At 63.6% G+C, this 24370-nt stretch carries 32 protein-coding genes and 2 tRNA genes; 23 read left to right on the top strand and 11 right to left on the bottom strand.

All coding sequences use genetic code 11. The features are described 5' to 3' along the window. Positions 1–28: 28 nt before the first annotated feature. The 4 genes from BBJ41_RS04305 to BBJ41_RS04290 all read right to left on the bottom strand — a co-directional run bounded on the left by BBJ41_RS04305 (position 29) and on the right by BBJ41_RS04290 (position 2475). Positions 29–859 (bottom strand): arginyltransferase, encoded by an 831-nt coding sequence (locus tag BBJ41_RS04305; protein WP_069745459.1) that lies wholly within the window; start codon positions 857–859, stop codon positions 29–31. Between the two features lie 33 nt (positions 860–892). Next, the gene (gene aat, locus BBJ41_RS04300) at positions 893–1657 is read right to left on the bottom strand and encodes a leucyl/phenylalanyl-tRNA--protein transferase (protein WP_069745458.1); all 765 of its coding nucleotides are present in this window, start codon (positions 1655–1657) and stop codon (positions 893–895) included. An 11-nt stretch (positions 1658–1668) separates the two neighbouring features. Beyond that, on the bottom strand, positions 1669–2214 hold the full coding sequence (locus tag BBJ41_RS04295) for an NUDIX hydrolase (protein WP_011351855.1): 546 nt from the start codon (positions 2212–2214) through the stop codon (positions 1669–1671). A 184-nt stretch (positions 2215–2398) separates the two neighbouring features. Next, positions 2399–2475: transfer RNA gene (locus BBJ41_RS04290), tRNA-Met, on the bottom strand. Between the two features lie 197 nt (positions 2476–2672). On the opposite strand from BBJ41_RS04290, the gene BBJ41_RS04285 reads away from it, so the two are divergent. Genes BBJ41_RS04285 through BBJ41_RS04275 form a run of 3 tightly spaced genes read left to right on the top strand, consistent with a single transcriptional unit; the run spans position 2673 to position 4698 of the window. After that, entirely contained in the window at positions 2673–3170 is a 498-nt protein-coding gene (locus BBJ41_RS04285) for a heme-degrading domain-containing protein (protein ID WP_034184078.1), read from the top strand. Between the two features lie 3 nt (positions 3171–3173). Next, a complete protein-coding gene (locus BBJ41_RS04280) occupies positions 3174–3512 on the top strand; it encodes a DMT family transporter (RefSeq protein WP_069745457.1) in 339 nt (112 codons plus the stop codon). A gap of 31 nt (positions 3513–3543) precedes the next feature. Next, the gene (locus BBJ41_RS04275) at positions 3544–4698 is read left to right on the top strand and encodes an enoyl-CoA hydratase/isomerase family protein (protein WP_069745456.1); all 1155 of its coding nucleotides are present in this window, start codon (positions 3544–3546) and stop codon (positions 4696–4698) included. A 112-nt stretch (positions 4699–4810) separates the two neighbouring features. Here BBJ41_RS04275 and BBJ41_RS04270 read toward each other — a convergent pair whose 3' ends face one another. Next, complete coding sequence (locus tag BBJ41_RS04270) at positions 4811–5239, bottom strand: hypothetical protein (RefSeq protein WP_069745455.1); 429 nt, start codon at positions 5237–5239, stop codon at positions 4811–4813. 259 nt (positions 5240–5498) lie between these two features. Here BBJ41_RS04270 and BBJ41_RS04265 point away from each other — a divergent pair, with 259 nt between their 5' ends. The 9 genes from BBJ41_RS04265 (at position 5499) to BBJ41_RS04225 (ending at position 11896) form a co-directional block, all read left to right on the top strand. Continuing rightward, complete coding sequence (locus tag BBJ41_RS04265; protein ID WP_006412423.1) at positions 5499–6491, top strand: IS5-like element ISBmu2 family transposase; 993 nt, start codon at positions 5499–5501, stop codon at positions 6489–6491. Between the two features lie 303 nt (positions 6492–6794). After that, positions 6795–7952 (top strand): FMNH2-dependent alkanesulfonate monooxygenase, encoded by a 1158-nt coding sequence (ssuD, locus tag BBJ41_RS04260; RefSeq protein WP_069745454.1) that lies wholly within the window; start codon positions 6795–6797, stop codon positions 7950–7952. Between the two features lie 17 nt (positions 7953–7969). Continuing rightward, positions 7970–8779: an aliphatic sulfonate ABC transporter permease SsuC gene (ssuC, locus tag BBJ41_RS04255; protein ID WP_069745453.1), complete on the top strand. Its 810-nt coding sequence runs from the start codon at positions 7970–7972 to the stop codon at positions 8777–8779. Next, positions 8776–9735 carry an ATP-binding cassette domain-containing protein gene (locus tag BBJ41_RS04250; RefSeq protein ID WP_069745452.1) on the top strand — a complete coding sequence of 320 codons (960 nt, stop codon included), beginning with the start codon at positions 8776–8778 and terminating at the stop codon, positions 9733–9735. The genes ssuC and BBJ41_RS04250 overlap by 4 nt, the downstream gene beginning before the upstream one ends. Positions 9736–9792: 57 nt before the next feature. Then, entirely contained in the window at positions 9793–10008 is a 216-nt protein-coding gene (locus BBJ41_RS04245; protein ID WP_006400187.1) for a TOBE domain-containing protein, read from the top strand. Positions 10009–10139: 131 nt separating this feature from the next. Next, a complete protein-coding gene (locus BBJ41_RS04240) occupies positions 10140–10337 on the top strand; it encodes a hypothetical protein (RefSeq protein ID WP_059234572.1) in 198 nt (65 codons plus the stop codon). 55 nt (positions 10338–10392) lie between these two features. After that, positions 10393–10647 (top strand): hypothetical protein, encoded by a 255-nt coding sequence (locus BBJ41_RS04235; RefSeq protein ID WP_069745451.1) that lies wholly within the window; start codon positions 10393–10395, stop codon positions 10645–10647. 130 nt (positions 10648–10777) lie between these two features. Further along, a complete protein-coding gene (dusA, locus tag BBJ41_RS04230) occupies positions 10778–11764 on the top strand; it encodes a tRNA dihydrouridine(20/20a) synthase DusA (RefSeq protein WP_069745450.1) in 987 nt (328 codons plus the stop codon). 56 nt (positions 11765–11820) lie between these two features. Continuing rightward, positions 11821–11896: transfer RNA gene (locus BBJ41_RS04225), tRNA-His, on the top strand. Positions 11897–11980: 84 nt separating this feature from the next. Here the strand turns inward: BBJ41_RS04225 and BBJ41_RS04220 are convergent. Next, complete coding sequence (locus tag BBJ41_RS04220; protein ID WP_069745449.1) at positions 11981–12283, bottom strand: hypothetical protein; 303 nt, start codon at positions 12281–12283, stop codon at positions 11981–11983. Between the two features lie 160 nt (positions 12284–12443). On the opposite strand from BBJ41_RS04220, the gene BBJ41_RS41365 reads away from it, so the two are divergent. From BBJ41_RS41365 to BBJ41_RS04210, 3 genes are all read left to right on the top strand, one after another. Next, a complete protein-coding gene (locus BBJ41_RS41365; RefSeq protein WP_175972690.1) occupies positions 12444–12689 on the top strand; it encodes a hypothetical protein in 246 nt (81 codons plus the stop codon). Positions 12690–13040: 351 nt separating this feature from the next. Continuing rightward, on the top strand, positions 13041–13304 hold the full coding sequence (locus BBJ41_RS04215; protein ID WP_156814740.1) for a hypothetical protein: 264 nt from the start codon (positions 13041–13043) through the stop codon (positions 13302–13304). Between the two features lie 1367 nt (positions 13305–14671). Continuing rightward, positions 14672–15187 carry a GNAT family N-acetyltransferase gene (locus BBJ41_RS04210; protein ID WP_069745447.1) on the top strand — a complete coding sequence of 172 codons (516 nt, stop codon included), beginning with the start codon at positions 14672–14674 and terminating at the stop codon, positions 15185–15187. Between the two features lie 104 nt (positions 15188–15291). Here BBJ41_RS04210 and BBJ41_RS04205 read toward each other — a convergent pair whose 3' ends face one another. Beyond that, entirely contained in the window at positions 15292–15756 is a 465-nt protein-coding gene (locus tag BBJ41_RS04205) for a plasmid fertility inhibition factor family protein (protein WP_069745446.1), read from the bottom strand. Between the two features lie 313 nt (positions 15757–16069). On the opposite strand from BBJ41_RS04205, the gene BBJ41_RS04200 reads away from it, so the two are divergent. Then, the gene (locus BBJ41_RS04200; RefSeq protein WP_069745445.1) at positions 16070–16465 is read left to right on the top strand and encodes a hypothetical protein; all 396 of its coding nucleotides are present in this window, start codon (positions 16070–16072) and stop codon (positions 16463–16465) included. A gap of 193 nt (positions 16466–16658) precedes the next feature. Next, on the top strand, positions 16659–17291 hold the full coding sequence (locus BBJ41_RS04195; RefSeq protein ID WP_069745444.1) for a hypothetical protein: 633 nt from the start codon (positions 16659–16661) through the stop codon (positions 17289–17291). Positions 17292–17709: 418 nt separating this feature from the next. Here the strand turns inward: BBJ41_RS04195 and BBJ41_RS04190 are convergent, their stop codons facing one another. Continuing rightward, complete coding sequence (locus tag BBJ41_RS04190; protein WP_069745443.1) at positions 17710–18462, bottom strand: DUF695 domain-containing protein; 753 nt, start codon at positions 18460–18462, stop codon at positions 17710–17712. 26 nt (positions 18463–18488) lie between these two features. On the opposite strand from BBJ41_RS04190, the gene BBJ41_RS04185 reads away from it, so the two are divergent. From BBJ41_RS04185 to BBJ41_RS04175, 4 genes are all read left to right on the top strand, one after another. Next, complete coding sequence (locus tag BBJ41_RS04185) at positions 18489–18932, top strand: VOC family protein (protein WP_156814739.1); 444 nt, start codon at positions 18489–18491, stop codon at positions 18930–18932. A gap of 48 nt (positions 18933–18980) precedes the next feature. Continuing rightward, positions 18981–19289, top strand: coding sequence for a phosphatidylserine/phosphatidylglycerophosphate/cardiolipin synthase (locus BBJ41_RS04180; RefSeq protein WP_069745441.1), 309 nt, complete (start codon positions 18981–18983; stop codon positions 19287–19289). 205 nt (positions 19290–19494) lie between these two features. Then, the gene (locus BBJ41_RS41990; RefSeq protein ID WP_083281797.1) at positions 19495–19734 is read left to right on the top strand and encodes a hypothetical protein; all 240 of its coding nucleotides are present in this window, start codon (positions 19495–19497) and stop codon (positions 19732–19734) included. A 335-nt stretch (positions 19735–20069) separates the two neighbouring features. After that, positions 20070–20543, top strand: coding sequence for a VOC family protein (locus BBJ41_RS04175; protein ID WP_069747582.1), 474 nt, complete (start codon positions 20070–20072; stop codon positions 20541–20543). A gap of 66 nt (positions 20544–20609) precedes the next feature. Here BBJ41_RS04175 and BBJ41_RS04170 read toward each other — a convergent pair whose 3' ends face one another. Next, entirely contained in the window at positions 20610–21581 is a 972-nt protein-coding gene (locus BBJ41_RS04170) for a sensor domain-containing diguanylate cyclase (protein WP_069745440.1), read from the bottom strand. A gap of 277 nt (positions 21582–21858) precedes the next feature. Here BBJ41_RS04170 and BBJ41_RS04165 point away from each other — a divergent pair, with 277 nt between their 5' ends. Then, positions 21859–22086 (top strand): hypothetical protein, encoded by a 228-nt coding sequence (locus tag BBJ41_RS04165; protein ID WP_069745439.1) that lies wholly within the window; start codon positions 21859–21861, stop codon positions 22084–22086. Positions 22087–22241: 155 nt separating this feature from the next. Here the strand turns inward: BBJ41_RS04165 and BBJ41_RS04160 are convergent, their stop codons facing one another. Together BBJ41_RS04160 and BBJ41_RS04155 are read right to left on the bottom strand one after the other, a co-directional pair. Further along, positions 22242–22865 carry a phospholipase D family nuclease gene (locus tag BBJ41_RS04160; RefSeq protein ID WP_069745438.1) on the bottom strand — a complete coding sequence of 208 codons (624 nt, stop codon included), beginning with the start codon at positions 22863–22865 and terminating at the stop codon, positions 22242–22244. 321 nt (positions 22866–23186) lie between these two features. Continuing rightward, on the bottom strand, positions 23187–23675 hold the full coding sequence (locus BBJ41_RS04155; RefSeq protein WP_069745437.1) for a winged helix-turn-helix transcriptional regulator: 489 nt from the start codon (positions 23673–23675) through the stop codon (positions 23187–23189). Between the two features lie 173 nt (positions 23676–23848). On the opposite strand from BBJ41_RS04155, the gene BBJ41_RS04150 reads away from it, so the two are divergent. Beyond that, positions 23849–24286 carry a PaaI family thioesterase gene (locus BBJ41_RS04150; RefSeq protein WP_069745436.1) on the top strand — a complete coding sequence of 146 codons (438 nt, stop codon included), beginning with the start codon at positions 23849–23851 and terminating at the stop codon, positions 24284–24286. Positions 24287–24370 lie beyond the last annotated feature (84 nt).

Here is a 24370-nt window from a genome sequence, read left to right as displayed (position 1 = left end):
TTCGCGTCGCGAGCCCGGTGGCGCGCGCTCAACCCGAGCCGGAATGCCCGCCCGGCAACGGCGCGCGGTTCATCGCCGCATCGACGGGCGGCAGGTCGACCCGTTCCGGATCGAGGGTCTTCCAGCGGCCGTCGATCAGCCCTTCGAGCTGGTGGAAGTTCGCCTTGTAGGCCATCTTCGGGCTTTCGCGGATCCAGTAGCCGAGGTACACGTACGGCAGGCCGAGGCTCTTCGCCTGCTCGATCTGCCACAGGATGTTGTACGTGCCGTAGCTCGTATGCCGATCGTCGGGCTCGAAGAACGTGTAGACGGACGACAGACCGTCGCCGAGGATGTCGATCATGCTGACCATGCGCAGCTTGCCGGGCTCGCCGCCCGGTGCGTCGAGATCGCGGAATTCGACGAGGCGCGAGTTGATCCGGCTCTGCAGCAGGAACTGCTCGTACTGGTCGCGGCTGTCGCGATCCATGCCGCCGCCCGCGTGGCGCGCGGACTGGTAGCGCATGTAGAGCGCGTAGTGCTCTTCGTCGTAGTGCAGCGGCGAAACCGTCGCGACGAGCGTGCGGTGCCGCTTCCACATCCGGCGCTGCGTACGCGACGGCACGAAGGCGCCGACGGACACGCGCACCGGCACGCAGGCGCGGCAGCCGTCGCAGTAGGGGCGATACGTGAAGACGCCCGAACGGCGGAAACCGGCCTTCACGAGCTCGGTATAGATGTCGGAATTGATCAGGTGGCTCGGCGTCGCGACTTGCGAGCGCGCGATGCGGCCGTCCAGATAGCTGCACGGATAGGGCGCCGTTGCATAGAATTGCAACGCCGAAAGCGGTGAAAGCGGCAGCTCAGTCGGGTGAGTCATGGGCAGCTCTCGATGCAGGGGAGGAGTGCCGCGCTAGCGTTCGATTCCGGAGGGTGCCGCCGGTTCGGTGCGGGCCGTCAGCGCGGCGAGCACGCGCTTGTCGAATTCCCACGGAATCGGCGGTTCAGCTACCGCGCTGCGCACGTGAGCGACAAAGGCCTTGCGTGCGATCTCGCGGCCGCCGAGCGACGCTAGATGCGACGTATTCTGCTGGCAGTCTATCATCTCCAGCCCCTGCCCGCGAAGGTGGGCGATGAGCGTGGCCAGCGCGATCTTCGATGCGTCGGTCACGTCCGCATACATCGATTCACCGAAAAACATCCGCCCGAACGATACGCCGTACAGGCCGCCGACCCGGCGCCCGTCGTGCCACGTTTCGATGCTGTGCGCGTTGCCGGAGCGGTAGAGCGATGTATATGCGTCGATGATCTCGGCCGTGATCCACGTACCGCGCTGCCCGCGGCGCGGCGCCTGTGCGCAGGCGCGCATCACGCCCGGGAAGTCATGATCGACGCGCACTTCCCATTCGGGCTCGCGCAACACGCGCTTCAGCGTCTTGCGCAGCGACGGCGACACCTTGAATTCGGCCGGCACGAGGATCATGCGCGGTTCGGGGCTCCACCACAGCACGGGCTGGCCGTCCGAGTACCACGGGAAGATGCCGCGCTGGTACGCGTCGATGAGACGCGACGGCAGCAGGTCGGCGCTCGCGGCGAGCAGCCCCGGCGCGCCGGTCGCGGGGCCGAGCGCGCGTTCGATGGGCGGAAACGGATCGTCCGGGCCGAGCCAGGGGACCATGGGTCGCGGGCTCAGCCGTTGCGCAGCGAGCGGAAGATATCGCCGGTGTGCACGCCGTAGTCGCCGGCGGCGCGATCGGCGAAGAAGAAGCGCAGGGTCTGGCTGACGGTCGGGAACGCGATTTCGTCCCACGGGATGTCGGCTTCGTCGAACAGCTTGACCTCGAGGCTTTCCTCGCCGGCTTCGAAAGCCGGATCGGTGAGCCGTGCGAGGTAGAACAGGTGAACCTGGTGCACGTGCGGCACGTTGAGCAGCGTGAACAGGTTCTGCACCTCGACGCGTGCGCCGGCTTCCTCGAGCGTTTCGCGTGCGGCGGCTTCGGCCGTCGTCTCGCCCATTTCCATGAAGCCCGCGGGCAGCGTCCAGAACCCGTAGCGCGGTTCGATCGCGCGGCGGCACAGCAGGATCTGGTCACCCCAGACCGGGACCGTGCCGACGACGTTGCGCGGATTCTGATAGTGGATCGTGCCGCAGTGATCGCAGACGAAGCGCTCGCGGTTGTCGCCCGGAGGAATGCGCGCGATGACTTCGTGACCGCAGACGGAGCAGAATTTCATGTCGAGTGGAAGGGACGAGGTGAATGCGAGTGTATCACCGGGGCGCGGCATTCTAGAACGCCTGCGCATGCGGGCGGCGCGTCGCGCGAAGCGGAGGGGGCGCATGCGCGAAGAGGGTGCCGGATTGGCGCGGAAAAACAAAAAGCCCGGCACTGGGCCGGGCTTTTTGCACGAATCTGGACGTTGGTTGCGGGGGTAGGATTTGAACCTACGACCTTCGGGTTATGAGCCCGACGAGCTGCCAGACTGCTCCACCCCGCGTCCGTCGAAGAAATGAATTATAAGGAGTTACCCGAGTGCGTGCAAGCACTTTCTGACAATCGCGTGTCGCGTCTTGTGGGGACGGTACGGTGGGCGCGTGCGCTAGAATCGAGCGGTTTGTTTCGTCTCTTCGGCAGCGGCATCTTGCGCGAGCGCATCGGCGCTGCCGCGACTCTCTTTACTGCATCGACGGATTCATGGACATCGCTCACGATCTTCAATCGATCGGCGCGCAGGAACAGGCGCTCGTGTTTCCCCATTTCGACCCGGCCCGCGCGTGGGCGCTTGGCAACCGGATGCATGCGCTCGCGACGTCGCGCGGCCATGCCATCGCGATCGACATCGTCACGTTCGGTCAGCCGCTGTTCTACGCGGCGCTCGCCGGTGCGACACCCGACAACGCCGACTGGGTGCGCCGCAAGCGCAACGTCGTCGCCCATTTCCGGCGCAGCTCGTATGCGATCGGCCTGCGCATGCAGCAGGCCGGCGCCACGCTCGCGGACAAGCACGGGCTGCCGATCGCCGAATATTCGCCGCACGGCGGTTCGTTTCCGCTGACGGTCGCGGGTGCGGGCGTGATCGGCTCGATCACCGCGTCGGGGCTGCCGCAGCGTGCGGACCACGAGTTCGTCGTCGAGGCGCTCTGCGCCGAGCTCGGCCAGGATTACGCCGTGCTGGCCCTCGCAAGGAGCTGAGCGATGCAGCTTCCCGGATACGCATGGCTCGCGATCGCGATCGTCGCGGAAGTGATCGGCACGTCCGCGCTGCGCGCGGCGGACGGCTTCACACGCTTCTGGCCGTCGGTGCTCGTCGTCGCCGGTTACGGCGTCGCGTTCTACTGCCTGTCGCTGACACTGCGCACGATGCCCGTCGGCATCATCTATGCAGTCTGGTCGGGCGCCGGCATCGTGCTGATCACGCTCGTCGCGATGCTGCTCTATCGCCAGGTGCCGGACTTGCCGGCGGTGATCGGCCTCGGGCTGATCATCGCGGGCGTCGTGGTGCTGAACCTGTTCTCGAAGATGCAGGCGCACTGAACGTGCGGCTGCCATTTGCCGGATTCCCCTCATGACCGATTCCACTTCCGCTGCCGTTTCTGCCGAACCTGCCCAGCCCGATGTCCGCGCCTATGTCGCGAACCGCATCGGTTTCCTCGAACTGAACCGGCCGAAGGCGCTGAACGCGCTGTCGGTCGGCATGATCCGGCTGATGCAGCAGGCGCTCGACGCGTGGCGCGACGATCCCGAGGTCGTTGCGATCGTCGTGCACAGCCCGCATCCGCGCGCGTTCTGCGCGGGCGGCGATGTGCGCTTCTTCCACGACGCGTGGCAGCGCGGCGACCGCGATGCGGTCGATACGTTCTTCATCGAGGAATACACGCTGAACCATGCGATCTTCACCTATCCGAAGCCGTACATCGCGCTGATGCACGGTGTCGTGATGGGCGGCGGCATGGGCATTTCGCAGGCGGCGCGGCATACGGGCGGCCTGCGCGTCGTGACCGACTCGACGAAGATGGCGATGCCCGAAACGCGTATCGGCCTGTTCCCGGATGTCGGGATGAGCTGGTTTCTCGCACGCACGCCCGGCGCGATCGGCCGCTATCTCGCCGTGACCGGCGCGACGCTCGACGCGGCCGGCGCGCTGTACGCACAGCTCGCCGACGTCTATCTGCCCGATGCCGCGCTACCGGCGCTGCTCGACACGCTGCGCAGCGCGCGCATCGACAGCGGCGCGCAGGCCGTCGCCTGCGTGGCCGATGCGGCTGCCGCGCACAAGGTCGTGCCGACGCCCGACACGTCGGCGCTGGCCGATGCGCGCGCGGGGATCGACCGGCATTTCGCGCATCCCGACCTCGGTGCGATCCTCGCGTCGCTCGACGCCGAGCAGGATTGCGCGGCCGTCGATGGATGGGTCGAGAAGGCGACTCACGCGATGCGCGAGCAACTGTCGCCGCTGTCGATGGCCGTGTCGCTCGAAGTCGTCGAACGCGCACGCGGCGCGACGATGGCCGAATGCCTGCGGCGCGATCTCGATCTCACGCGCTCGACGTTCGCGCGCGGCGACGTGATCGAAGGCGTGCGCGCGCTGATCGTCGACAAGGATCACCAGCCGGTCTGGCGTTTCAAGTCGGCCGCCGACATCGATCGCGCCGACGTGCTCGCGATGTTCGACAGCCCGTGGACGCCCGATACGCATCCGCTGCGCGACCTGAAAGACTGACGCGCGCAATATCGAAACGAAAAACGAAAAGGCCGCCTGCACATGCAGGCGGCCTTTTCGTTGACGGGTACCAGTTCGCTCGTGGTCGAACGACGCGCGGTGCGGGCAGGGGCTATTCGTCGCCTGCGTCGTCCGACATGAACGCGCGCATGAACACGAGCGCGCCGAAGCCCCATACCGCGTTCGCCGCGAAGCCGGCCGCGAGCACCGGCATCATGTTGCCCGACGGCCAGATGCCGCGCAGCGGATCGATCGCGAACACGCGGGCGGCCGTCAGCACGATGCCGCCGAACATGAGCGCACCGATCCACGACGCCTCGCGCTCCGGCGAGACGCGCAACAGCCACGCCATCGGCACCGCGCAGCATGCGCTGATCAGCGCGTTCGCGACAAATTCAGGAATGCCGAGCGGCGCGAACGGCTGCGTGGAGAAGCCGGCCGCGGCGATCAGGTCCGCTGTATGGAGGAGTGCGAGCGTGGCTTCGCGGAAGAACAGGGCGGCAAGGAAGCCGGACAGGAACGGCAGGATGACTTTCTGCATCGATGAGTGCACCGCAGGCGCGCCCGGCCGGGGCCGAACGCGCGGAGTTATTCGGATAGGTGCGTCATTATAGGGCCCGCCCGCCGCGATATTCGCTGCAGCGTCGTGCTAATCACGAAAGCGGAAAACCTAAGCTCAAAAAAATCGTTCCAAAGCCCTGCACCGATCCCTAGGGAAACGCTGATTTATTCGGCTCGGCGGTCATCGCAGACGTAGCCGAGGACGTTTAGAAGACAGCTCACGGAACGGACCCACGACGATGAAGAGGCAGATCGGCTTCGCGGAAGCGGAAATTGCAGGCAAGAAGCGAGTGACGAGGCGCCAACGCTTCCTGGAAGAGATGGAGAAGGTCGTTCCGTGGCAGCGCTTGCTGTCGGCCATCGAACCGCACTATCCGAAGGGCACGCGAGGTCGCCCGCCGATTGGCCTTGAGCGGATGCTGCGAATCTACTTCGTGCAACAGTGGTACGGACTGTCGGACGAAGGACTGGAAGACGCGCTGTATGACAGCATCACGCTGCGAGCCTTCGCCGGCATCGATCTGGCGATCGAGAACGTGCCTGATGCAACCACGCTGTTGAAGTTCCGGCGCCTGCTGATCGAACACGAACTGACACGGAAGTTGTTCGACGAGATTGGCATCTCGCTGTGCGAGCGTGGGCTGATGATGAAGGAAGGCACGCTGGTTGACGCGACGATCATTGAAGCGCCGCCGTCGACCAAGAATGCCGGGAAGAGCCGTGACCCGGAAATGCATCAAACGAAGAAGGGCAACGAATGGCACTTTGGCATGAAAGCCCACATTGGCGTCGACGCCGACTCGGGCCTGATTCACAGTGTGGTTGGCACGGCGGCCAACGTGTCGGATGTATCGCAAGCTCATGCCCTGCTGCACGGGCATGAAGAGCAGGTGTTCGCCGACGCGGGCTACATTGGCGTCGACAAGCGCGAGGAAATGGCGGGCAAGGCCGTGAAGTGGCACGTCGCTGCCAGGCGGGGAAAGATCAAGGCGATGCAAGAAGGAGCGCTGAAGGACCTGGTGATCGCGCTCGAGCGAACCAAGGCGCAGATCCGTTCGCGGGTTGAGCATCCGTTTCATATCGTCAAGAATCTGTTTCAGCATCGCAAGACCCGATACAAGGGCTTGGCCAAGAACACCGCGCAACTGTTCAGCCTGTTCGCTCTGGCGAATCTGGTGATTGCGCGAAATCTGTTGCGATCGGTCCATGGGAGCAGTCCGTCATGCGTATGAAAAATGCGAGCAGGGGAGGCTCGCTTACGCGCCAAATTCACTGAATTGAGCGCCGATTCGCTTCGTCATCCAGAAAATTTGAAGCCATCTCGCCTGCAACTTCGGAAGTTGGTCCATTGATCAGCGTTTCCCTAGACTGATTTCCCAGAAACAGCCGTGCAATCGCGTACTCGCCCGCCGCACGGCCTGACCGGCGAACCATCCCGATTCGAACGCACACCATGCATGCGTCGCTCATCCGCGACGCGAGCAGGGTGGTGTTTTTCCCAAATTCCGGCAAGGACAGTCCAGCAGGAGCAGCAGATGAATGTGTTCTGGTTTATCCCCACGCATGGCGACAGCCGCTATCTCGGCACGGCAGAAGGCGCGCGCGCCGCGGATTACGACTATTTCAAGCAGATCGCCGTCGCGGCCGACACGCTCGGCTACGAGGGCGTGCTGCTGCCGACCGGTCGTTCCTGCGAGGATGCGTGGGTCGTTGCGTCGAGCCTCATTCCGGCGACGCAGCGCCTGAAGTTCCTGGTCGCCATCCGTCCGGGCATCGCGTCGCCGGGGCTGTCGGCACGCATGGCCGCAACGTTCGACCGCCTGTCGGGCGGACGCCTGCTGATCAACGTCGTGACGGGCGGTGACGCGGCCGAACTCGAAGGCGACGGCCTGTTCGCGGATCACGATACGCGCTACGAGATCACCGACGATTTCCTGAACATCTGGCGCGGGCTGCTGTCCGCATCGCACGACAACGGCGGCTTCGACTACATCGGCAAGCATCTGCAATCGAAGGGCGGCAAGGCGCTTTATCCGCCGGTGCAGCGCCCGCATCCGCCGCTGTGGTTCGGCGGTTCGTCGCCGGCTGCGCACGAGATCGCTGCCGATCACATCGATACCTATCTGACCTGGGGCGAGCCGCCCGAGGCCGTCGCGAAGAAGATCGCCGACATTCGGGCCCGTGCGGAGGCGCGCGGCCGCAAGATCAAGTTCGGCATTCGCCTGCACGTGATCGTGCGCGAGACCGAGGACGAAGCATGGCGCGATGCCGAGCGCCTGATCAGCCGCCTCGACGATGAGACGATCGCACGCGCGCAGAAGGCGTTCGCGAACATGGATTCGGAAGGCCAGCGCCGGATGGCGGCGCTGCACGGCGGCAAGCGCGGTGGCCGCGACGTGCTCGAGGTGTATCCGAACCTGTGGGCCGGTGTCGGCCTCGTGCGCGGCGGCGCAGGCACCGCGCTCGTTGGCAATCCCGAGCAGGTCGCGGAGCGCATGCGCGAATACGCGGATCTCGGCATCGAGACGTTCATCCTGTCCGGCTATCCGCACCTCGAGGAGTCGTATCGCTTCGCCGAACTCGTGTTCCCGCTGATCAAGGGCAAGGACGCGCAGCGGCCGGCCGGCCCGCTGTCGGGGCCGTTCGGCGAGATCGTCGGCAACAGCTACTTGCCGAAGGCGAGCCAGAGCTGAACGAAGAGAGGCTTGCGATGACAACGAAAACATCGACGACCGCCGCCGTAGCCGCCCGCGCATGGCGCGGCATCGCGCCGTGGCTCGTGCCGCTCGCGCTGCTGGTTGCGTGGGAAGTCGGTGCGCGCGTCGGCTGGCTGTCGACCCGCGTGCTGCCCGAGCCGGTTGCGGTCGTCCGCTCGGCCTGGTCGCTCGTGGCGTCGGGCGAAATGTGGGCGAACGTGAAGGTCAGCACGTGGCGCGCGCTGTTCGGCTTCGTGATCGGCGGCGGCGTCGGCCTTGCGCTGGGGCTTGCGACCGGCCTGTCGAAGGCTGCCGAGGTCGCGCTCGATTCGACGATCCAGATGATCCGCAACATCCCGGCGCTCGCGATGATTCCGCTCGTGATCCTGTGGTTCGGGATCGACGAGAAGGCGAAGCTGTTCCTGGTCGCGCTCGGCGTGTTCTTTCCGGTCTACATCAACACGTATCACGGCATCCGCTCGGTCGACGCGAACCTGATCGAGATGGCGAAGAGTTACGGCGTGCGCGGCTTCGCGCTGTACCGCGACGTGATTCTTCCTGGTGCTTTGCCGTCGATCCTCGTCGGCGTGCGCTTCGCGCTCGGGCTGATGTGGGTGATGCTGATCGTCGCGGAAACGATCTCCGCGCAGTCGGGCATCGGCTACATGACGATGAACGCGCGCGAATTCCTGCAAACCGATGTGGTGGTGGTCGGCATCCTGCTGTACGCGGTGCTCGGCAAGCTGGCCGACGTGCTGGCGAAATGGCTCGAACGCGTGACGCTGCGCTGGCACCCCGCTTACCAATCTGGAGCAAAGGCATGAATGCGACGACTTCGGCGGCCGCCTATGGCCCGCTCGCCGGCGCAGACCTCGAGGCCGAACTTGCGCAGGCACGTGTTGCGGACGGCGATGCGCGCGACGCGGCGATCCTCGATCGAGACGGCGGCGCTTCGGTGGTGCCGCTCGCGCGGCGGCGGGCAGGCAGTCCCGCTCCCGACGACGCGGTGACGCTGTCGGGCGTCAGCAAGCGCTTCGGCGCGCGAACGGTGCTCGACAACGTCGAACTCGGCATTGCGCGCGGCAGCTTCGTCGCGATCGTCGGGCGCAGCGGTTGCGGTAAGTCGACGCTGCTGCGCCTCGTCGCGGGCCTCGAGCAGGCGAGCAGCGGTGCGCTCGTGACGCGCGGCGAAGGCGGCGGCGTGCTCGATACGCGGATCATGTACCAGGACGCACGCTTGCTGCCGTGGAAGACCGTGCTGCAGAACGTGATGCTGGGCCTCGGGCGCGGCGCGCGCGACGAAGCGCGCGCGGTGCTCGACGAAGTCGGCCTGCTGGAACGTGCGAACGACTGGCCCGCGCAACTGTCGGGCGGCCAGCGGCAGCGCGTCGCGCTGGCTCGCGCGCTCGTGCACCGGCCGCAACTGCTGTTGCTCGACGAGCCGCTCGGCGCGCTCGACGCGCTGACCCGCATCGAGATGCATGCGCTGATCGAGCGCTTGTGGCGCGAACATCGGTTCACCGCGCTGCTGGTCACGCACGACGTGCAGGAGGCCGTCGCGCTCGGCGACCGCATCCTGCTGATCGAGCAGGGGCGCGTGGCGCTCGACCAGCCCGTGCCGCTCGACCGGCCGCGCGCCCGCGCATCGGCGGCGTTCGCGGCGCTGGAGGATCGCGTGCTGAAACGCGTGCTCGCCGGCGGCCCTGGCGCAGCCGATCATGGCGCGGTGCATGAAGCAGATAACGTACGACCGGTCGGGCAGATCCGCTGGGCCGTTTAAATCCGGGCGGCAACGGCCGCCCGTTCTGAGACTTTTTTATTCGGAGCGATCAACCCGATGAGCATCACTGCAATCAACGTGCGTAACCAGTTCAAGGGCAAGGTAAAGGAGATCATCCGCGGGCCGGTGGTGTCCGAGGTCGACGTCGAGACGCCGTTCGGCATCGTCACGTCGGTGATCACGACCCGCTCGGTCGACGAGCTCGAACTGAAGGTCGGCGCGGAAGTCGTCGCGCTCGTGAAGTCGACTGAAGTATCGATCGCGCGTCTCTGAACGCGTTTCCCGCGCCGGCGGGCAAGCCTGCCCGCCGACGTCGCCCGGCATCCCCGCCGCGCGTTTGCCTTGGTATTCGGCGTCCGGACGAAGTGCTAGGATGGAGCGACACCGATGCCGGAGGGCAACGCATGACCCCCATCCTTTCCCCCGAAGCCATCGAGGCGCTGAAGTGGATCGACCAGTTCGGCGAAAGCCGGCCGGTTCCTGCTGCGTTCGACGACGTCGTCTATGCGTTGCTGAACGAGGGGTTGATCTACCAGGCGACGGCCGACAGGGTCGACCTGACCGCGGATGGCAAATCCTTTTTGTCCAACGAATACGACTGAGCGCAACGCGCCCGGCTGCAAGGGCGGCTGGCGCCGTATCGCCACGGAGCGTGCGATGGAACCGAGAGGCAGCGACCTCGGCGATTTCAGCGAGCCGTACCGCGGCTTCGAGATCGAGGTGAAGACCGAGCAGGTCTGGGACGGCGAGCATGCGCACTACCGCGTGCTGCAGGGCGATGTCGTGCGGATCGACTGGCGGCTCGTCAAAGTCGACGGGCTGTTGCTGACCGAACGGCGCGTGATCGAGCGCGTGCTCGACGAGGCGCGGCGGGCGGTCGACGCGGAACTGGCCGAAGGCGGGCGCGGCTAGCGCACGCGCCGGGCAGGCCTGGGCCGTGTTGCGGTAAAATAGGCGGTTGTTCCCGCGCCGTCTGGCCTGTTGCCCGAATTCCATGTCCGTACCGTCCTCGCTTCCTCCCCGCCGCGTATCCGTCGCGCCCATGCTCGACTGGACCGACCGCCATTGCCGGTCGTTCCACCGTACGCTGACGCGCGACACGTGGCTGTATACGGAGATGATCACGACGGGCGCGCTGTTGTTCGGCGATGCCCAGCGGCATCTCGCGTTCACGCCGAACGAATCGCCGGTCGCGCTGCAACTGGGCGGCAGCGAACGCGACGACCTCGCGCGCGCTGCGAAGCTTGGCGAGCAGTGGTGCTACGACGAAATCAACCTGAATTGCGGATGCCCGTCCGAGCGCGTGCAGCGCGGTGCGTTCGGCGCGTGCCTGATGAACGAGCCGCAGCTCGTCGCCGACTGCGTGAAGGCGATGCGCGATGCGGTGTCGGTGCCGGTCACGGTGAAGCACCGGATCGGCGTCGACGCGGTCGAGGACTACGCATTCGTGCGCGACTTCGTCGGCACGGTGGCTGAGGCCGGCTGCGAAACGTTCGTCGTGCATGCCCGCAACGCGATCCTGAAGGGACTGTCGCCGAAGGAGAATCGCGAGATCCCGCCGCTCAAGTACGACTATGCGTATCAACTGAAGCGCGATTTTCCGTCGTTGGAGATCGTCATCAACGGCGGCATCAAGACGCTCGACGAGGTCGCGCAGCATCTGGAGCATGTCGATGGCGTGATGCTCGGCCGCGAGGCGTATCACAACCCGTACGTGCTGGCGGGTGTCGATGCGCGCTTCTACGGATCGACCGATGCGGTGCCGACGCGCGAAGAAGCCGAGGCGCAACTGATCGAATACTGCGCGGCCGAACTGAAGCGCGGGACCTACCTCGGCGCGATCGTGCGGCACGCACTCGGGCTGTATCGCGGCATGCCCGGCGCACGCGGCTGGCGTCGCGTGCTGTCCGACAACAAGAAGCTCGCGCGCGGCGATCTGGCCGTGTTCGACGAGGCGCGCGCGCATCTGAACGAAGCCGAAGAAATTTTTGAAAAAAAGGCTTTGCAAGATTCAAAAGACTTCGTATAATCTTGCTTCTTCGCTGCTGAAACAAAAACAGCGAAGAGCAGAAAGCAGTATCAGTGGTGGCTGTAGCTCAGTTGGTAGAGTCCAGGATTGTGATTCCTGTCGTCGTGGGTTCGAGTCCCATCAGCCACCCCAAAATTCTCAAACAAAACAGGCGCCTAGGCGCCTGTTTTGCTTTCCACGGTATGAATTTCGGAACGGAAATCGCAGTTTCGGAATTCACTCCGTCGCGTCGGCGGCTTTCACCTTCCTTCGATCGTAGTACTGATGCGTCGTGTTCGGATTCACGCGTGCTGCGAAATCGTATGCGTTGGCATCCCGATTCGCGAGTTTCGTCGTAATCGCTGCCGGACGAGTGTCCTGTAACGAGAAGCCGGCGGGATGTTTTGTTGGCTTAGACTCCATTCCGCTCTCGACAGGACGATTGATTCGATTCGCGACGCGCTGAGCGGCTTCCCGCATCTTCTTCACGTCAAACACCTTCGCGATCCCGGCATCGTGCGGCCCGATGTCGCCATGCATCGCGTCTTGTCACACGGACGCCCGTCCACTCTTCGAATACATCTGCCTCGGAGTGAGTGGCGTTCCACACCCGGTTCCGTTTTCATTCGCGTCGAAGTCTTCACCGTGCAACGCGTGCGAGATCTACAGTCCGGTATACCCGAACGGCACCGGCCAGCACATGTTGTCGATGATCGCCGTGAACAGCGATGCGCATTCAATCTTTTTCCGGATGCATCGGCCGAACGACGAGAAGCGGGCCGTCGCGAGCTTGAATCCCAATGGCTGGGAGGAGCGGCTGGCGACATTGAACGTCGAGGCTGCGCAAGCGATGCTGCAGGGTTGCTTTGCTTTGCTGACAAGACAGCGACAGGCCGAAGTGAGGCAGCCGATTAATCGAGTCGATCGTGGAAACGTCAATTCCTGAATTCGGTATAACTTTATCGATGGCCAGTACTCCTTTAGCGGTAATACATGATGCCCAGATGGGAATGTCTGCTTTCAGGGGTGATTGCAATCAAAATCACAAATAATCGAACTTGCACCTGATAAAAAATGTAATCAATTGATTGTTTTCGACGAAGCTCTGCAGGTTTTCGTATAAATAAGTGAATTTTGGTCGCCATCAACCTAATGGCTGTGTAATTGCATGTAATTGATTCGGTAAAGTGCTGGGCCCATTCTTGAATCGTTATACACGGGTTTGAGTGGCTTTGAGATCGATGGCTTGTGTACAACGAGATGTACCTGACCAACGCAATCACTGATGAGGCTAAAAATGACTGAACCGGTACGCGAAGTGGTAATTGTATATGCGGGCTACGGCTACCTTAACCAGACGATCGATGTCACGAAAGGTATTCGAACTGAATACCAGGAAGGGGCACGTACCTTTCTGGCGACCAATCGATTCGGCGATCCTGCTTCCGGCAAGAACAAGGCACTGTACGTCGTCTGGGAGTACGTGCCACCCATTACCCCGGGCGCACGCTACTCTGGGGTGTCTTACGAGCATGAGAAGGTGGGATTCAAGATTGACTAACAGGAAATCTCGATAATGTAGCGATTGAGATGCTGTTATTGATCTCGTGCTGATGGTTTGGTGGTGCATCTCGCCTGCCAAACCATTTTTATGGAAATTTTATGAATATAAAATTCGTATAGAGATTGCGGCTCGTGTCATGGTTGGTTCGATTCCTGCCAGCCGCCTCAAAAAATCAAGTAAGAGGCCTGATTCATCGAGCTGGACTTTTTGATTTGCTGCAACCGTATAGCCACCGTGTAACTGGCTTCGTCAAAAAATCTTCGAAAAGAGGTTGCATAATGCCTGCCCAAGGCGCCAAGTGTCGCGCGATTTCAGTATCGATCCTCAAGCAAGGATGCTTTGTAAAGCCGTTGCTTTGTCAATGCTGTCAAACGAATGCGTCGGGGCGTCATATACACAAGAGAATCGAACGCCATATCGATGAACTCGACGGCTACGCAATCATCGTTGAATCCGTGCAGCCGGCGCTTGGTATAGCTGGATGGCGAACGTTCGGGTTTGCAAAGACGGAGTCCGGTCTCCGAGGCGATATGACGTCGACAGTGCGTATGACACGTCGGACGGGGCGAAGTGTGCAGATGTCGAGATTGGACGAGCCATCGTGCGCGGTATCAAACGATAGCGCGGTTTCTTGTTTTTTTGTCATGGCCACGACGTCACTGGTGCTGACCGCAAAGCCTTCAGTGAGACCAAGGCAAGATGTGCCTCGGGCATCATCAGCGCTTCGCTGACGATCCGCGCACCCATTCGCAAGCCGCGCGTCCTTCTTCGCTAAGGTTTGCCCATCGCGTGCCGTTATCTTCTCAGGACAGCCCTCGTGCCTCGAATGCTGATCCGTTTTCTTGCCTGCTCGTGTTCCACATGAGCAGGCTTTTTTCGTTTGCGGCAGTCCATAACCGGCCAAGTGGCGGAATAGGGCAGGGGCTTGGCGTGAGTCGACAAAGCGCAACTGCCCTGCATTGGGGTAAGGTGTCGGCTTCCTCGTGCCCTCATGCTTTGCAGGGCCGTTCGATCCCGACGACCAATGAAGGTGTCGGGATTTTTTTTGCCCCGATGTTCTGGCGACGAACCGTCCCGGTGCGCAAGTCTGGTGTCGAGCCGGGCCGGTACACAAGGATGCTATGGCATCAAACGTGAAGAATACGTGTGCCTGCAAAAACCACGAGCCGGTGTGCGACGGCGACGCAGACAAGGGAAGCGTCGCATCGCCTGATTTCTCCAAGGCCCGTTGGTCTCGCATATCGGGGCAAGTCGGCACAAAGCATGAGGAGCCGGCCGACGTTGAACTCCGAGTCCCGCAAGGAACGGTATATTTTGCGACGAGACATTCCGATCAAGAGAACAAGCAGAAGGAGTTACCACCCATGCCGGAAACCCGGACCACGCTCCGAGCCGCGACTGCGCAAGACGCGAACCTCATCGCTCGCCTGCACACACTGAGTTGGCAGACCGCATACAGCCACATCCTGCCGGCAGCCTATCTGTCCGACGACGTGCCGACGGAACACGCAGTCCGGTGGCAGAAATATCTCGATCGCGACGAAAAGGAGTGGGGCCTCGTGCTGATCGCCGAAGCGGCTGGCGAACCTGTCGGCTTCGTCAGCGCCGAGCGTCCGGTCGATCCGGCGCGCGGCGTGCTGCTTGACTGCCTGCACGTCCATCCTTCGCATCACGGAGGCGGTACAGGCAAGCGCATGATCGAAGCCGTTCGCGCGTGGGCCCGGACGCTTGGCGTGGACAAGGTTCACCTGTCGGTGCTGGATGGCAACGTGCGTGCGATCGGCTTCTATGAGCACAACGGGTGGCAATTGGCGGGTATCGAGACGAGCTGCATCGGCCAGACGGAAGTCACCGATCGGATCTACGCGATACAGGCCTAGAGGCCTGCCGTCATCCGGGCGAACGGTTGCGCGACATGTGTGATGCGCAATCACGCCCGGCCGCCGCGAAGCCACGCCGCGCGAAAGCCTGGCTTGCTCGCCTGTTACTCGCCGCAATATCGCGCGAGCAAATCGGCTTCGGTCTCGTGCACCTCGACGGGCAACATCGTCGCGCCTGCATGGGCAAGATAGCGCGCGCGATGCTGGCCGTTGCGGAACGACGCGACGCCGACTTTCGACAGGCCGGGGATACCGAGCAGCGTTCGCGTTCTCGTCTCGCGAAACGTGATGAACGGCATGTCCGGAATCCTGTCCTGGTCCGGATCGAGGAATTCGCGAATGCCCGCGGCTTTTCCGGGCGCCCAGTACTGCACTGACGGCAGCACGTAATCCGTGGTGTCGCGGTCGGCGCAGGTCAGCAGTTTCTTCAGGTCGATTGTCACGACCCGATGTCGCGAGTCGTCGGACGAGAATACCCGCTTGAGATGCGTATAGGCATACGGGGTGTGCCCGGGAAGCTGGATAATCCAGACCTCTACGCCGTTGAGTTGTGCGCGGGCGAGTGTCATGATTTCCTTTGGTGGCGCAAGCGGTCGTTGTGGCGGGAGTTTAGCAGTGCCATTAACGCGGTGGAGCAGATCGATACCCGGAATAGAAAAACACAGCGACTCATGGCGAGACGGGAGCCGCGTGCGAAAGCGCGGAAAGCATGGCCGGCAGCGCGGATGCGGTCATGCGTCGGTGGCCGATCGCGACAGGTCGCGAGAATACGCGATACTGCCAGCGTGAATGGCGCGCTGCACGACATTCACGCAAGATTCATACAGTGTCGCGAAGCCGGCAGGCATCAGAACGGAGAGGGCGGATTGACCGGAGAAAACCATGTCGCCGAAACTTGAAATCGAGTATCTCGATTACTGTTTCACTGCGGCGCTCGAAATCAGGGCGTCCGGCCGGACCGGCGTTGTCGACTGGCGGCTCGAATCCGATTCGCGAAGCAGGACGCTCGCCTGGATCGTGTTCGACCGCTTTCTCGAACGGCATGACTTCGCGGACGAAGAAGACGCGCGTGCAAATATCGTCGACTGGCTGGAGCGGCTTGCCGACCCGAGGTCCGGCGCGTCTGCCGAAATCGCGAAGGCGGGTGCGATCGCTTCCGTGCCGGTGGTTGCGGATACATCGACTGCCGAAATCGTCGGCGAAACCGTCATTGAAATCGTCAGCGATCTCGACTGGGTCGATATGGTCGTCGACTGGTTTTCGAGCGGCTCGCTTTAATGGCGAGAGCCAGATGTCATGACGCAGTTTATTGCGTTCGTGAAACGCGGTTTCAAAAAACGACGTAAGAAAATGAAGTCGCGAAAATCGGGGAAATAGAATAATCCTGCTTTGACAATTCCCGTGACTTACCGGAAACTGCGCCCGGGTCTGAAAAAATTCGCTTGAACTAAAACAAAATCGAATTCCGAACATGAAAAGAAGAACGCTGCTGACGGCTGGCGCGATCGCTACCGCTACCGCTGCCGGCCTGACAGGCTGCACGGCAATGCTGTTCGAAGACGGCCACTACAAAGAGACCGTCGACCGATTCCTCGTCAGCGAAGACGGCAAGAAATTCGTCGTGCTCGGCAAGAAATATCACTACATCTTCGACATGCCCGAGCATCTCGGTGCCGTACTGGCATCGTCCTACCGGAAGTCGATCAAGGCGTCGCTTTACGATTTCGTCGCCCAGGGCGACAAGATCTCCGGCAAATTCGAGCTCGAACTCCATCGCTCGGATATGGCCGACGACGATTGGGATCGCGCGCTGGCGGACGGTTTCACGAGCGACGGACGCAACGACCTGAAGATGAAGGGCGCGCTGGACGGTACGCGTTATCTGGCCGACGGTTTCGCGCAGGGCAAGACATGGTCGTCGTTCGCGCATTCGTACACGATTCAGGTGACCGACCGCATCACGACGGCGGGCAAGGCCGTTCGCGTGCTCGCGACGCCTGTCACGCTCGCGGCCGACGGCGTGATGATGATCGGGGCGGTGGTGCTGTCGCCCGTCATCGTCGTGATGCTCTTGCCGGCCGCAGGCCTTGCGCTGGGACCATGACGCTGCCCGCACGGCGCGCGAACCTTCGGGTTGCGGCGGCATTGTCACCAAATGGTGAGTTGCCGCACAGAACGTTGCGCGACCCGCGCTCACAATTTGGCGGGTTGACCGATCTACCCCGGCCCGGTCAACGGTTTCCCCGCTCGCTCGCGTAGGAGCGGGGGCTTTTTGCCCGTCCGACGCCGGAAGGCTGCGTCGGAGGAACCGGACAGGCGTTCGGCAGGCTGCGCAATTGCACCCGGCGCACCTCGGCATGCGTTCGCCTGATCCGCACGAATCGCTTTCCTCGTGCCTGAGCGAACCCTCAGGCCCATCGTCGGCTTCGGCCGGTGATGCCTTGGTCCCGGCGGCGCGCAGTCACGCTGCCGGGATGCTTTTTCACCGAACGCGTTGCGTCACGTCGTGCGCGGCGGGCACGTCAACCTGCTCCGCCTGCCTGTTCGACGCTGGTCTCCCATCCGTCGTATTCACCGCCGAGCGAACGTACCTCGCGATTGATCGCGATCGTATGGCGCGTGATGTCGGCCAGTGCCATGGTTCCCTCGTGCGCGAACCGAACGGCCGACTTGCCGTCTTCGGTCGGTGCGACCGATTCGACCGGATAGCCTTTCGCTTCGGCCCAATCCGCGAACTGGTGTGCGTCGCTCGGGTCGGGGAAGTACGCCCAGTGCATCACGCGCCGGCTCACGTCGCTGGCGTCGCCCTGCTTTTGCAGCGCATCCAGCACACGCATGTCGCGCATGATCTGCCAGTCGTCGTCGGTCGGGTAAAGGGTCTGCCAGTACGCTTCCTTGTCGGGGTCGTCCTGGTGTGCGTACTGAAGCGCATAGGGCGTCTGGTCGGCCAGCGCGTCGACGATCTCCGCCGCCGCCTCTTCGTCGAACGACACGTAGAACAGGAAATCCCGATTGCCGTCGACGGTGATGCGGCCGACCTGCACGCCGCCTTTCGCAGCGATCGTCGCGTCCAGCAGATCCTCGATTTTCGCGAGGTCGGCGAATTCGTCGCCGGCCGGCAGGCCTTCGGGCGTCGGATGCGCAAAGGGCACGCGCACGGTGAGCCGCGACGTGCGCGGATCGCCTTCCGCGATCTCCGCATAGCTGTGGTTGAAGCTGATGAAAGCCTGATGGTCGCCCATTCGGGCAGGGAAGGTTCCCCAGGCGTCGGTCATGTGTTTCTCCCGTACACGATTGTCTGTTGACGGTTGCAAAGCGCCCCAATGTATCATCGAAAATCGCGTTGACCGAAGAGGCGCACATGATCGCGAGTCTGGGCATCCTGGTGCCGGTCGAATACGGCCAGTATCGGGCCGTCGTCGATTTTTATCGCGTGGTGCTCGCGCTTCCGATGCATTCCGACGGTGTGTCGGCCGCGGGGAATCCGTGGCATCGCTTTGTCGTGCAGGGCGCGACGCTGACTGTTCACACGGGCAGGGGCGGCGAGTTTCCGTATCCGGAGTTTCGTCCGACCGGCCATGGAATCGCGTTGGCCATCGAAGTGGCCCACGTCTCCAAAGCCGTTGCGCGACTTGAGTCGCACCGCGTCGGCATCCTGAACGACTGGGATTACGGCGACGGCACCGTGGCGATTTCCGTGGCGGACCCGGCGGGTAACGTATGCGAGATCTGGGGCTGCCCGTGACCGGCGCATGAGCGCGGCGGGCCGCAAAAAAATTCGAAGGAGGTTCCGATGTCGACGTTTGCGGTGAATGGTGTTCGAATCGATCCGCTCAGCGCGCGCGTGACGCACGTGCGCTGGGCGGCCGTGAATCCGGCCGACCGGTCGTGGGCGGCGACGCCGAGCGAGGCGCCGGTGGCGGAAGTGGCGCGTGCGCTCGCGTCCGGCAACGATGTCCGTGCGATTTTCTCGGAATCGGATGAAACGGCGGTCGGGCCGAGGCTGAAACGCGTGCTGTATCGCGATGCGTCGGAAGGCATCGAGCTCGACATCGATGCCACGAGCGAGTCGCGTACGTTGCGGGATCTTCCGCAAATCTGACCCGAGCGGCCCGCGCTGGCAGTGGCGGGGGCTGCCGCATCGGTTGCCGCACCTGGCGCGAACGGCCGTTCGCGCAACATCGGACGCGAGGAGTAGTATCGGGCAACCGCCATGCTGCGTTGCAGGTTGCGCCGGCGGATCGGCGGGCTGCGCGTCGTTCTGCGAGCCGATATCAGAAGCGAATAGCGCAAACGCGCACGAGACCATGTCCAGACTGCTCATCGCTCCGTTGGCATTCGCATTGTGCCTGGCGCTCCCGGCCTGCCAGAGCATGTCCGAACCACCGCCTCCGCCGCCATCGCCCGAAACCGCGTCGGCCGCTGTTCCGGTATCGTCGCCGGCCGCGCCGATCAGTGGCGTCGGTCTGGCGCCTCATCTGGCAGGGCAGAGTCACTGGGCCGTCGGTCAATGCACGACCAACGGCACCGTCAAGGTCTGCAATTGACTGGCGTTGACGGAATGGCGCCGGCTTTACACGAACGAAAGACTGTTGCTGCGCATGGGCGCGCCATTTTCCCAGCCGTTTTGCGACGACAAGCGGCTCGTCGCTCATCATCGCCTTCCGGCGGTTCTCGCCCGGCGTGTCGAAAGGGTATCCGGCCTTAAAGGGCCGAATACCGTCGACGCGATCCGTTTTCGTCGCGACGCATTTCGACAAGCAAAAAAATGTCCGGCGGCGTGTCGATTTTCGCCGGCTTCGTCCGTCGTAGCATCGGAGGCGTGCGCATCGCGCGTCCGTCCCGTTTTCCGATACGACAACCGACCGAAGGAGCGACACTCATGTCCACGTCCGTCAAACCGATCCCCGAAGGGATGCGCACGCTGACGCCGCACCTGATCTGCGCCGGGGCCACCGCCGCCATCGACTTCTACAAGCGCGCATTCAATGCGAACGAACTGTTTCGCCTGGCGATGCCTGATGGCAGGCTCGCGCACGCGTGCCTCGCGATTGGCGATTCGACACTGATGCTGGTGGATGAAATGCCCGAGCACGGCGCGTTGGGTCCGAAGGCGCTGAAAGGCACGCCGGTATGCCTGCACCTGTACGTGCCGGACACCGATGCGGCGATCGCGAAGGCTGTCGAAGCCGGCGCGACGGTCACGATCCCGGCCGCCGACATGTTCTGGGGCGATCGTTACGGGCAAGTCGAGGATCCGTTCGGGCATCGCTGGTCGCTCGCGACGCATCAGCGCGACCTGACGCCCGAACAGATCGCGGAGGCGATGGCCAGCGCGCCGCCGTGCGGAAGCTGACGAAGCCGCGCCATCACGATTGAACGGCGGCGCGGCGGCATGCGAAAGCGGCCGGGTCGCCTGCGCTCACGCGCCGGTTGTCTTGCCGCGTTGCTTGTTCTCGTACATCCGGTGATCGGCCGAGGCGAGCAGGTCGGCCACGGCATGATGGTGGGCAGGATCGTAGTCGACGTGGCCGACGCTGAAGCGGATCGCGTAGCCGCGCGCGTCGGCTGCGTTGCGCAGCGCGAGCGCCTGCGTCACGCGTTCGACCGGCTCGGCGACATCGGCCGGATCGGTCGCGCTCAGCAGCACGACGAACTCGTCGCCGCCGAGCCGTGCGATCACGTCGCTGTCGCGCAGCGCGCCCGTCAGCGTATCGGCGAACGCCTTGAGTGCGCGGTCGCCTTCGGCATGGCCGAAGCGGTCGTTGATCGCCTTGAATTCGTTCAGGTCGAAAAACAGCAGCACGGCGTGACGGCCCAGCCGATCGCACAGGCTCAGCACGTGGCGGGCAAGGATCTCGAAGCCGCGCCGGTTGGTCAGTTGCGTGAGCTCGTCGGTCGTCGCGAAATGCAGCGCGGCGATCTCGCGCTCGGTCATGTGGGCGAGATCGCCGAGCAGTGCGAGTTCATCGGGTTCGAGCGAGCGCGGCCGCGTGTCGATCAGGCACAGCGTGCCGACGGGCGCGCCGTTCGGCGCCGCAAGCGGTTGGCCGGCGTAGAAGCGGATGCCGGGCGCGCCGGTGACGAGCGGGTTGTCGTGGAAGCGGTTGTCGTTCAGCGCATCCTGGATCACCATCGTGTCGCCCGCGAGCAGCGCGTGGGCACAGAACGACACGTCGCGCGACGTCTGCGTGGCGTCGAGGCCCGCATGGCTCTTGAACCACTGGCGATTCTCGTCGACGAGGCTGACGAGTGCGATCGGGACGTCGAACAGCCGCCGCGCGAGACGCGTCAGGCGGTCGAAACGCTCTTCGGGTGGCGTGTCGAGGATCGAGAGCGAATGAAGGGTATCGAGCCGGGCCGCCTCGTTGGCCGGTTTCGGTGCGATTTGCATGGGCCTTGTCTCTTGTCCCGGCGGCAACGCCGGTCATCGGATCGTATGCCGGACAGTATCGCGCATTATTCGGCGCATCGCCAAGCCGCAAGTCCGCAGGTTCGGCGGCGGGCGTTTTCGGTGCTGTCCGGATCGGTGAAGATGCAGTGAGAAGCAGGTGGCATGGGCCTGTGTTGCGTCCCGATACGGAATCGTTTGCGCGACGCCTCAAGGTGCCCGTCGCGGTGCCGTAAATAGGACGAGTCCAATCGTTCATCGCATCCCATTCCATCGCACCATGGTTCGAATCCTGTACGCGGGGTATCTCGCGTTTGCGCTGTATCTGCTTTACCCGATCGTTCAGAACACGCTGGCATTCGGCACGGATTGCGTGAGCAACGCACTGTCGATCGGCGGCCACGGCTTGTCGACCTCTTCGGCAAGCGGCGTGGACGGGCACACGAACCGTTGTGTGCCGACCGCGCGGGTCGGTGCCGCAACCGGGCGGATGCCTGAAATCCATTGAGCGCGGCGGGCCGCCGCGAATGTCGTTCGCGCGAGGCGAGGTGGCATGCCGGCCATTCGGCCGAATTGATGCTCGCGTCACGCTCGGCGATCATCTGCAACGCGGCGGATCGAATGCGATGTGTCGAGTGCCGGTGCGAAAGCGCGCGGCGTGCGTCAGTAGCTGGAGCGGTACGGCGTGCCCTGGTCGAAACGGCTTTGCCAGTGCGTGAGATAACGCGACGCGAGTTGCGGATTGTTCCAGACCACGACGACGTTCTCGGAGTTGCGGCTGGCCGCCGACGCGCTGTAATTGAACGAACCCGTTTCGACGTGCTCGGCATCGATCACGAGGTACTTGTCGTGATGGATCGCATAAGCGTCGATCGTGCGCGTCGGAATGCCGGCGTTGACGAGCAGGTTCAGTGCCTGCTTGCTGCTTTTTGCGCGGTTGCCCTTGTCGTCGACGACGACGGCGACATTGACGCCGCGTCGCTTGGCGGCCAGCAGCGCGCGCGTGACGGGCGGCGAGGTGAACGAATAGGCGGCAACGCGGATCGAGCTGCGCGCGGCGCCGATCGCTTTCAGCACGAGTGCCTCGGCACCGCCGTCGGGCGAGAACGCCGATTCGACAACCTGTGTCGCGGGTGCTTCGTGGGTCGGTGCCGGCAGCCATCGCGATACGAGGTCGATCGCCTGCTGGAACAGCGATTCCGTTTGCGTCTTGCCGAACGCGGCGAACGGTGTGGCGAGCAGGGAGGCGGCGAGACAGGCGGCGGCGAGGCGATTGCGCGACAACATCTTGGACAGCGAATAATTTCGAGACAGCGGGCCGTGAGTGTAACGCAGACGCGGCGGCTCGGTCACGCGAGGATGCGAACGGTTGGCCCGTGCGTTGAGCGGCGGCGGTAGAGGCGAGGGTGTCAGGGCGCATCGCCTTGCATCGGCATGGGCGATCGACCCGGCTGACGGATGTCGCTGACGAAGGCGGCCAGCTGCGCGTGTGATTCCGGGATATCGGCGCGAAGCGATGCGCGCGAGCGGGCTCGGTGCGGCCCGTGACGGAAGCGCGAGTACCGGGAGCGGTTCGTGCGCGTCAGGCAGCCATGCACGCGCTACGCGTCATTCGTCGGCCGCTGGCGCTCCGGCTTCATCGACCGAAATCCACCCGGGGCCACGCTCTGGCTGCACGTCGTGCGCGTCGAGCGGTTCACCGCAGGCCGAGCATACGGTCACCGCGTGCATCAGATGGCCGCAGGTACGGTGTCGCAATTGCAGCGGCGGCCCCTGACCGTTGTCCTTCCAGCGGTCGCCCCACGTCATCAGCGCGAGCAGGGCCGGGTACAGGTCGAAGCCCTTTTCCGTCAGCCGGTACTCGAAGCGTGGCGGGCGCTCCTGATACGCGCGCTTGATCAGCACACCCTCGTCGACGAGCCGCGCGAGCCGCTCGGCCAGCACATGGCGCGTGAGGCCAAGCTGTGTCTGGAACGCGTCGAAGCGGCGGCAGCCGAGGAAGGCGTTGCGCAGGATCAGCATGGTCCAGCGGTCGCCAAGCACGGCGAGCGTGCGCGCGACCGAACAGTTCAGCGTGCCGATGTCATCCCATTTCATCGTCGAGTCTCTTGCGGCGGTTCAGCGAAATAGCGAGCGGGTTCGATTATAGAACCCGCCTTCGGTTTCAACGGGTGCGGCTACGTTGACAACGGACGGCATCGTTGTCAATAATGAGTTCCAATTTAGAACTTACTCGCGCGGAGACGCGCTTTCAACCCGGAGACAACCCGATGAATCCGCTTTCCCTGTCCGGTCTCGATCTGCTGCGCGCCGCGGTGGCGGGCGATGCGCCGCTCGCATCGATTTCCGAAACGATCCCGATGCGTCGGCTGGACGTCGAGCTGGGTTATGTGAAGTTTTCCGCGCGTGCGGACGGCCGGCATTTGAATCCGCTTGGCGGCGTGCACGGCGGGTTCGCCGCGACGGTGCTCGATTCGGTCACGGGTTGCGCGGTGCATTCGATGCTCGATGCCGGTGTCGGCTACGGCACGGTCGATCTGCACGTGAAGATGCTGCGGCCCGTGCCGCGCGACGCCGACCTGATCGCGGAAGGGCGCGTGATTCACCTGTCGCGTTCGCTGGGCGTCGCGGAGGGTACGCTGAAGACGGCGGACGACAAGATCGTTGCGCATGCATCGGCAACCTGCTTCATTCAGCGGCCTCAGTAGCGGAAGGCGGCAAGCGGCGAGGCGTGTCATTCGCGCAGGCACGTGGACCTCGACGCCGACGCCGAAGGCCGTCTGTAAGCGTGC

Source organism: Burkholderia stabilis, from assembly GCF_001742165.1.
GTDB lineage: Bacteria > Pseudomonadota > Gammaproteobacteria > Burkholderiales > Burkholderiaceae > Burkholderia > Burkholderia stabilis.
This window is presented reverse-complemented; position numbering and strand designations above follow the sequence as displayed.

Coding starts and splice junctions, on each gene's coding strand:
- BBJ41_RS04305 (WP_069745459.1), bottom strand. CDS start 859: ATGACTCACCCGACTGAGCTGCCGCTTTCACCGCTTTCGGCGTTGCAA.
- aat (WP_069745458.1), bottom strand. CDS start 1,657: ATGGTCCCCTGGCTCGGCCCGGACGATCCGTTTCCGCCCATCGAACGC.
- BBJ41_RS04295 (WP_011351855.1), bottom strand. CDS start 2,214: ATGAAATTCTGCTCCGTCTGCGGTCACGAAGTCATCGCGCGCATTCCT.
- BBJ41_RS04285 (WP_034184078.1), top strand. CDS start 2,673: ATGGACATCGCTCACGATCTTCAATCGATCGGCGCGCAGGAACAGGCG.
- BBJ41_RS04280 (WP_069745457.1), top strand. CDS start 3,174: ATGCAGCTTCCCGGATACGCATGGCTCGCGATCGCGATCGTCGCGGAA.
- BBJ41_RS04275 (WP_069745456.1), top strand. CDS start 3,544: ATGACCGATTCCACTTCCGCTGCCGTTTCTGCCGAACCTGCCCAGCCC.
- BBJ41_RS04270 (WP_069745455.1), bottom strand. CDS start 5,239: ATGCAGAAAGTCATCCTGCCGTTCCTGTCCGGCTTCCTTGCCGCCCTG.
- BBJ41_RS04265 (WP_006412423.1), top strand. CDS start 5,499: ATGAAGAGGCAGATCGGCTTCGCGGAAGCGGAAATTGCAGGCAAGAAG.
- ssuD (WP_069745454.1), top strand. CDS start 6,795: ATGAATGTGTTCTGGTTTATCCCCACGCATGGCGACAGCCGCTATCTC.
- ssuC (WP_069745453.1), top strand. CDS start 7,970: ATGACAACGAAAACATCGACGACCGCCGCCGTAGCCGCCCGCGCATGG.
- BBJ41_RS04250 (WP_069745452.1), top strand. CDS start 8,776: ATGAATGCGACGACTTCGGCGGCCGCCTATGGCCCGCTCGCCGGCGCA.
- BBJ41_RS04245 (WP_006400187.1), top strand. CDS start 9,793: ATGAGCATCACTGCAATCAACGTGCGTAACCAGTTCAAGGGCAAGGTA.
- BBJ41_RS04240 (WP_059234572.1), top strand. CDS start 10,140: ATGACCCCCATCCTTTCCCCCGAAGCCATCGAGGCGCTGAAGTGGATC.
- BBJ41_RS04235 (WP_069745451.1), top strand. CDS start 10,393: ATGGAACCGAGAGGCAGCGACCTCGGCGATTTCAGCGAGCCGTACCGC.
- dusA (WP_069745450.1), top strand. CDS start 10,778: ATGCTCGACTGGACCGACCGCCATTGCCGGTCGTTCCACCGTACGCTG.
- BBJ41_RS04220 (WP_069745449.1), bottom strand. CDS start 12,283: ATGCATGGCGACATCGGGCCGCACGATGCCGGGATCGCGAAGGTGTTT.
- BBJ41_RS41365 (WP_175972690.1), top strand. CDS start 12,444: ATGTTGTCGATGATCGCCGTGAACAGCGATGCGCATTCAATCTTTTTC.
- BBJ41_RS04215 (WP_156814740.1), top strand. CDS start 13,041: ATGACTGAACCGGTACGCGAAGTGGTAATTGTATATGCGGGCTACGGC.
- BBJ41_RS04210 (WP_069745447.1), top strand. CDS start 14,672: ATGCCGGAAACCCGGACCACGCTCCGAGCCGCGACTGCGCAAGACGCG.
- BBJ41_RS04205 (WP_069745446.1), bottom strand. CDS start 15,756: ATGACACTCGCCCGCGCACAACTCAACGGCGTAGAGGTCTGGATTATC.
- BBJ41_RS04200 (WP_069745445.1), top strand. CDS start 16,070: ATGTCGCCGAAACTTGAAATCGAGTATCTCGATTACTGTTTCACTGCG.
- BBJ41_RS04195 (WP_069745444.1), top strand. CDS start 16,659: ATGAAAAGAAGAACGCTGCTGACGGCTGGCGCGATCGCTACCGCTACC.
- BBJ41_RS04190 (WP_069745443.1), bottom strand. CDS start 18,462: ATGACCGACGCCTGGGGAACCTTCCCTGCCCGAATGGGCGACCATCAG.
- BBJ41_RS04180 (WP_069745441.1), top strand. CDS start 18,981: ATGTCGACGTTTGCGGTGAATGGTGTTCGAATCGATCCGCTCAGCGCG.
- BBJ41_RS41990 (WP_083281797.1), top strand. CDS start 19,495: ATGTCCAGACTGCTCATCGCTCCGTTGGCATTCGCATTGTGCCTGGCG.
- BBJ41_RS04175 (WP_069747582.1), top strand. CDS start 20,070: ATGTCCACGTCCGTCAAACCGATCCCCGAAGGGATGCGCACGCTGACG.
- BBJ41_RS04170 (WP_069745440.1), bottom strand. CDS start 21,581: ATGCAAATCGCACCGAAACCGGCCAACGAGGCGGCCCGGCTCGATACC.
- BBJ41_RS04165 (WP_069745439.1), top strand. CDS start 21,859: ATGGTTCGAATCCTGTACGCGGGGTATCTCGCGTTTGCGCTGTATCTG.
- BBJ41_RS04160 (WP_069745438.1), bottom strand. CDS start 22,865: ATGTTGTCGCGCAATCGCCTCGCCGCCGCCTGTCTCGCCGCCTCCCTG.
- BBJ41_RS04155 (WP_069745437.1), bottom strand. CDS start 23,675: ATGAAATGGGATGACATCGGCACGCTGAACTGTTCGGTCGCGCGCACG.
- BBJ41_RS04150 (WP_069745436.1), top strand. CDS start 23,849: ATGAATCCGCTTTCCCTGTCCGGTCTCGATCTGCTGCGCGCCGCGGTG.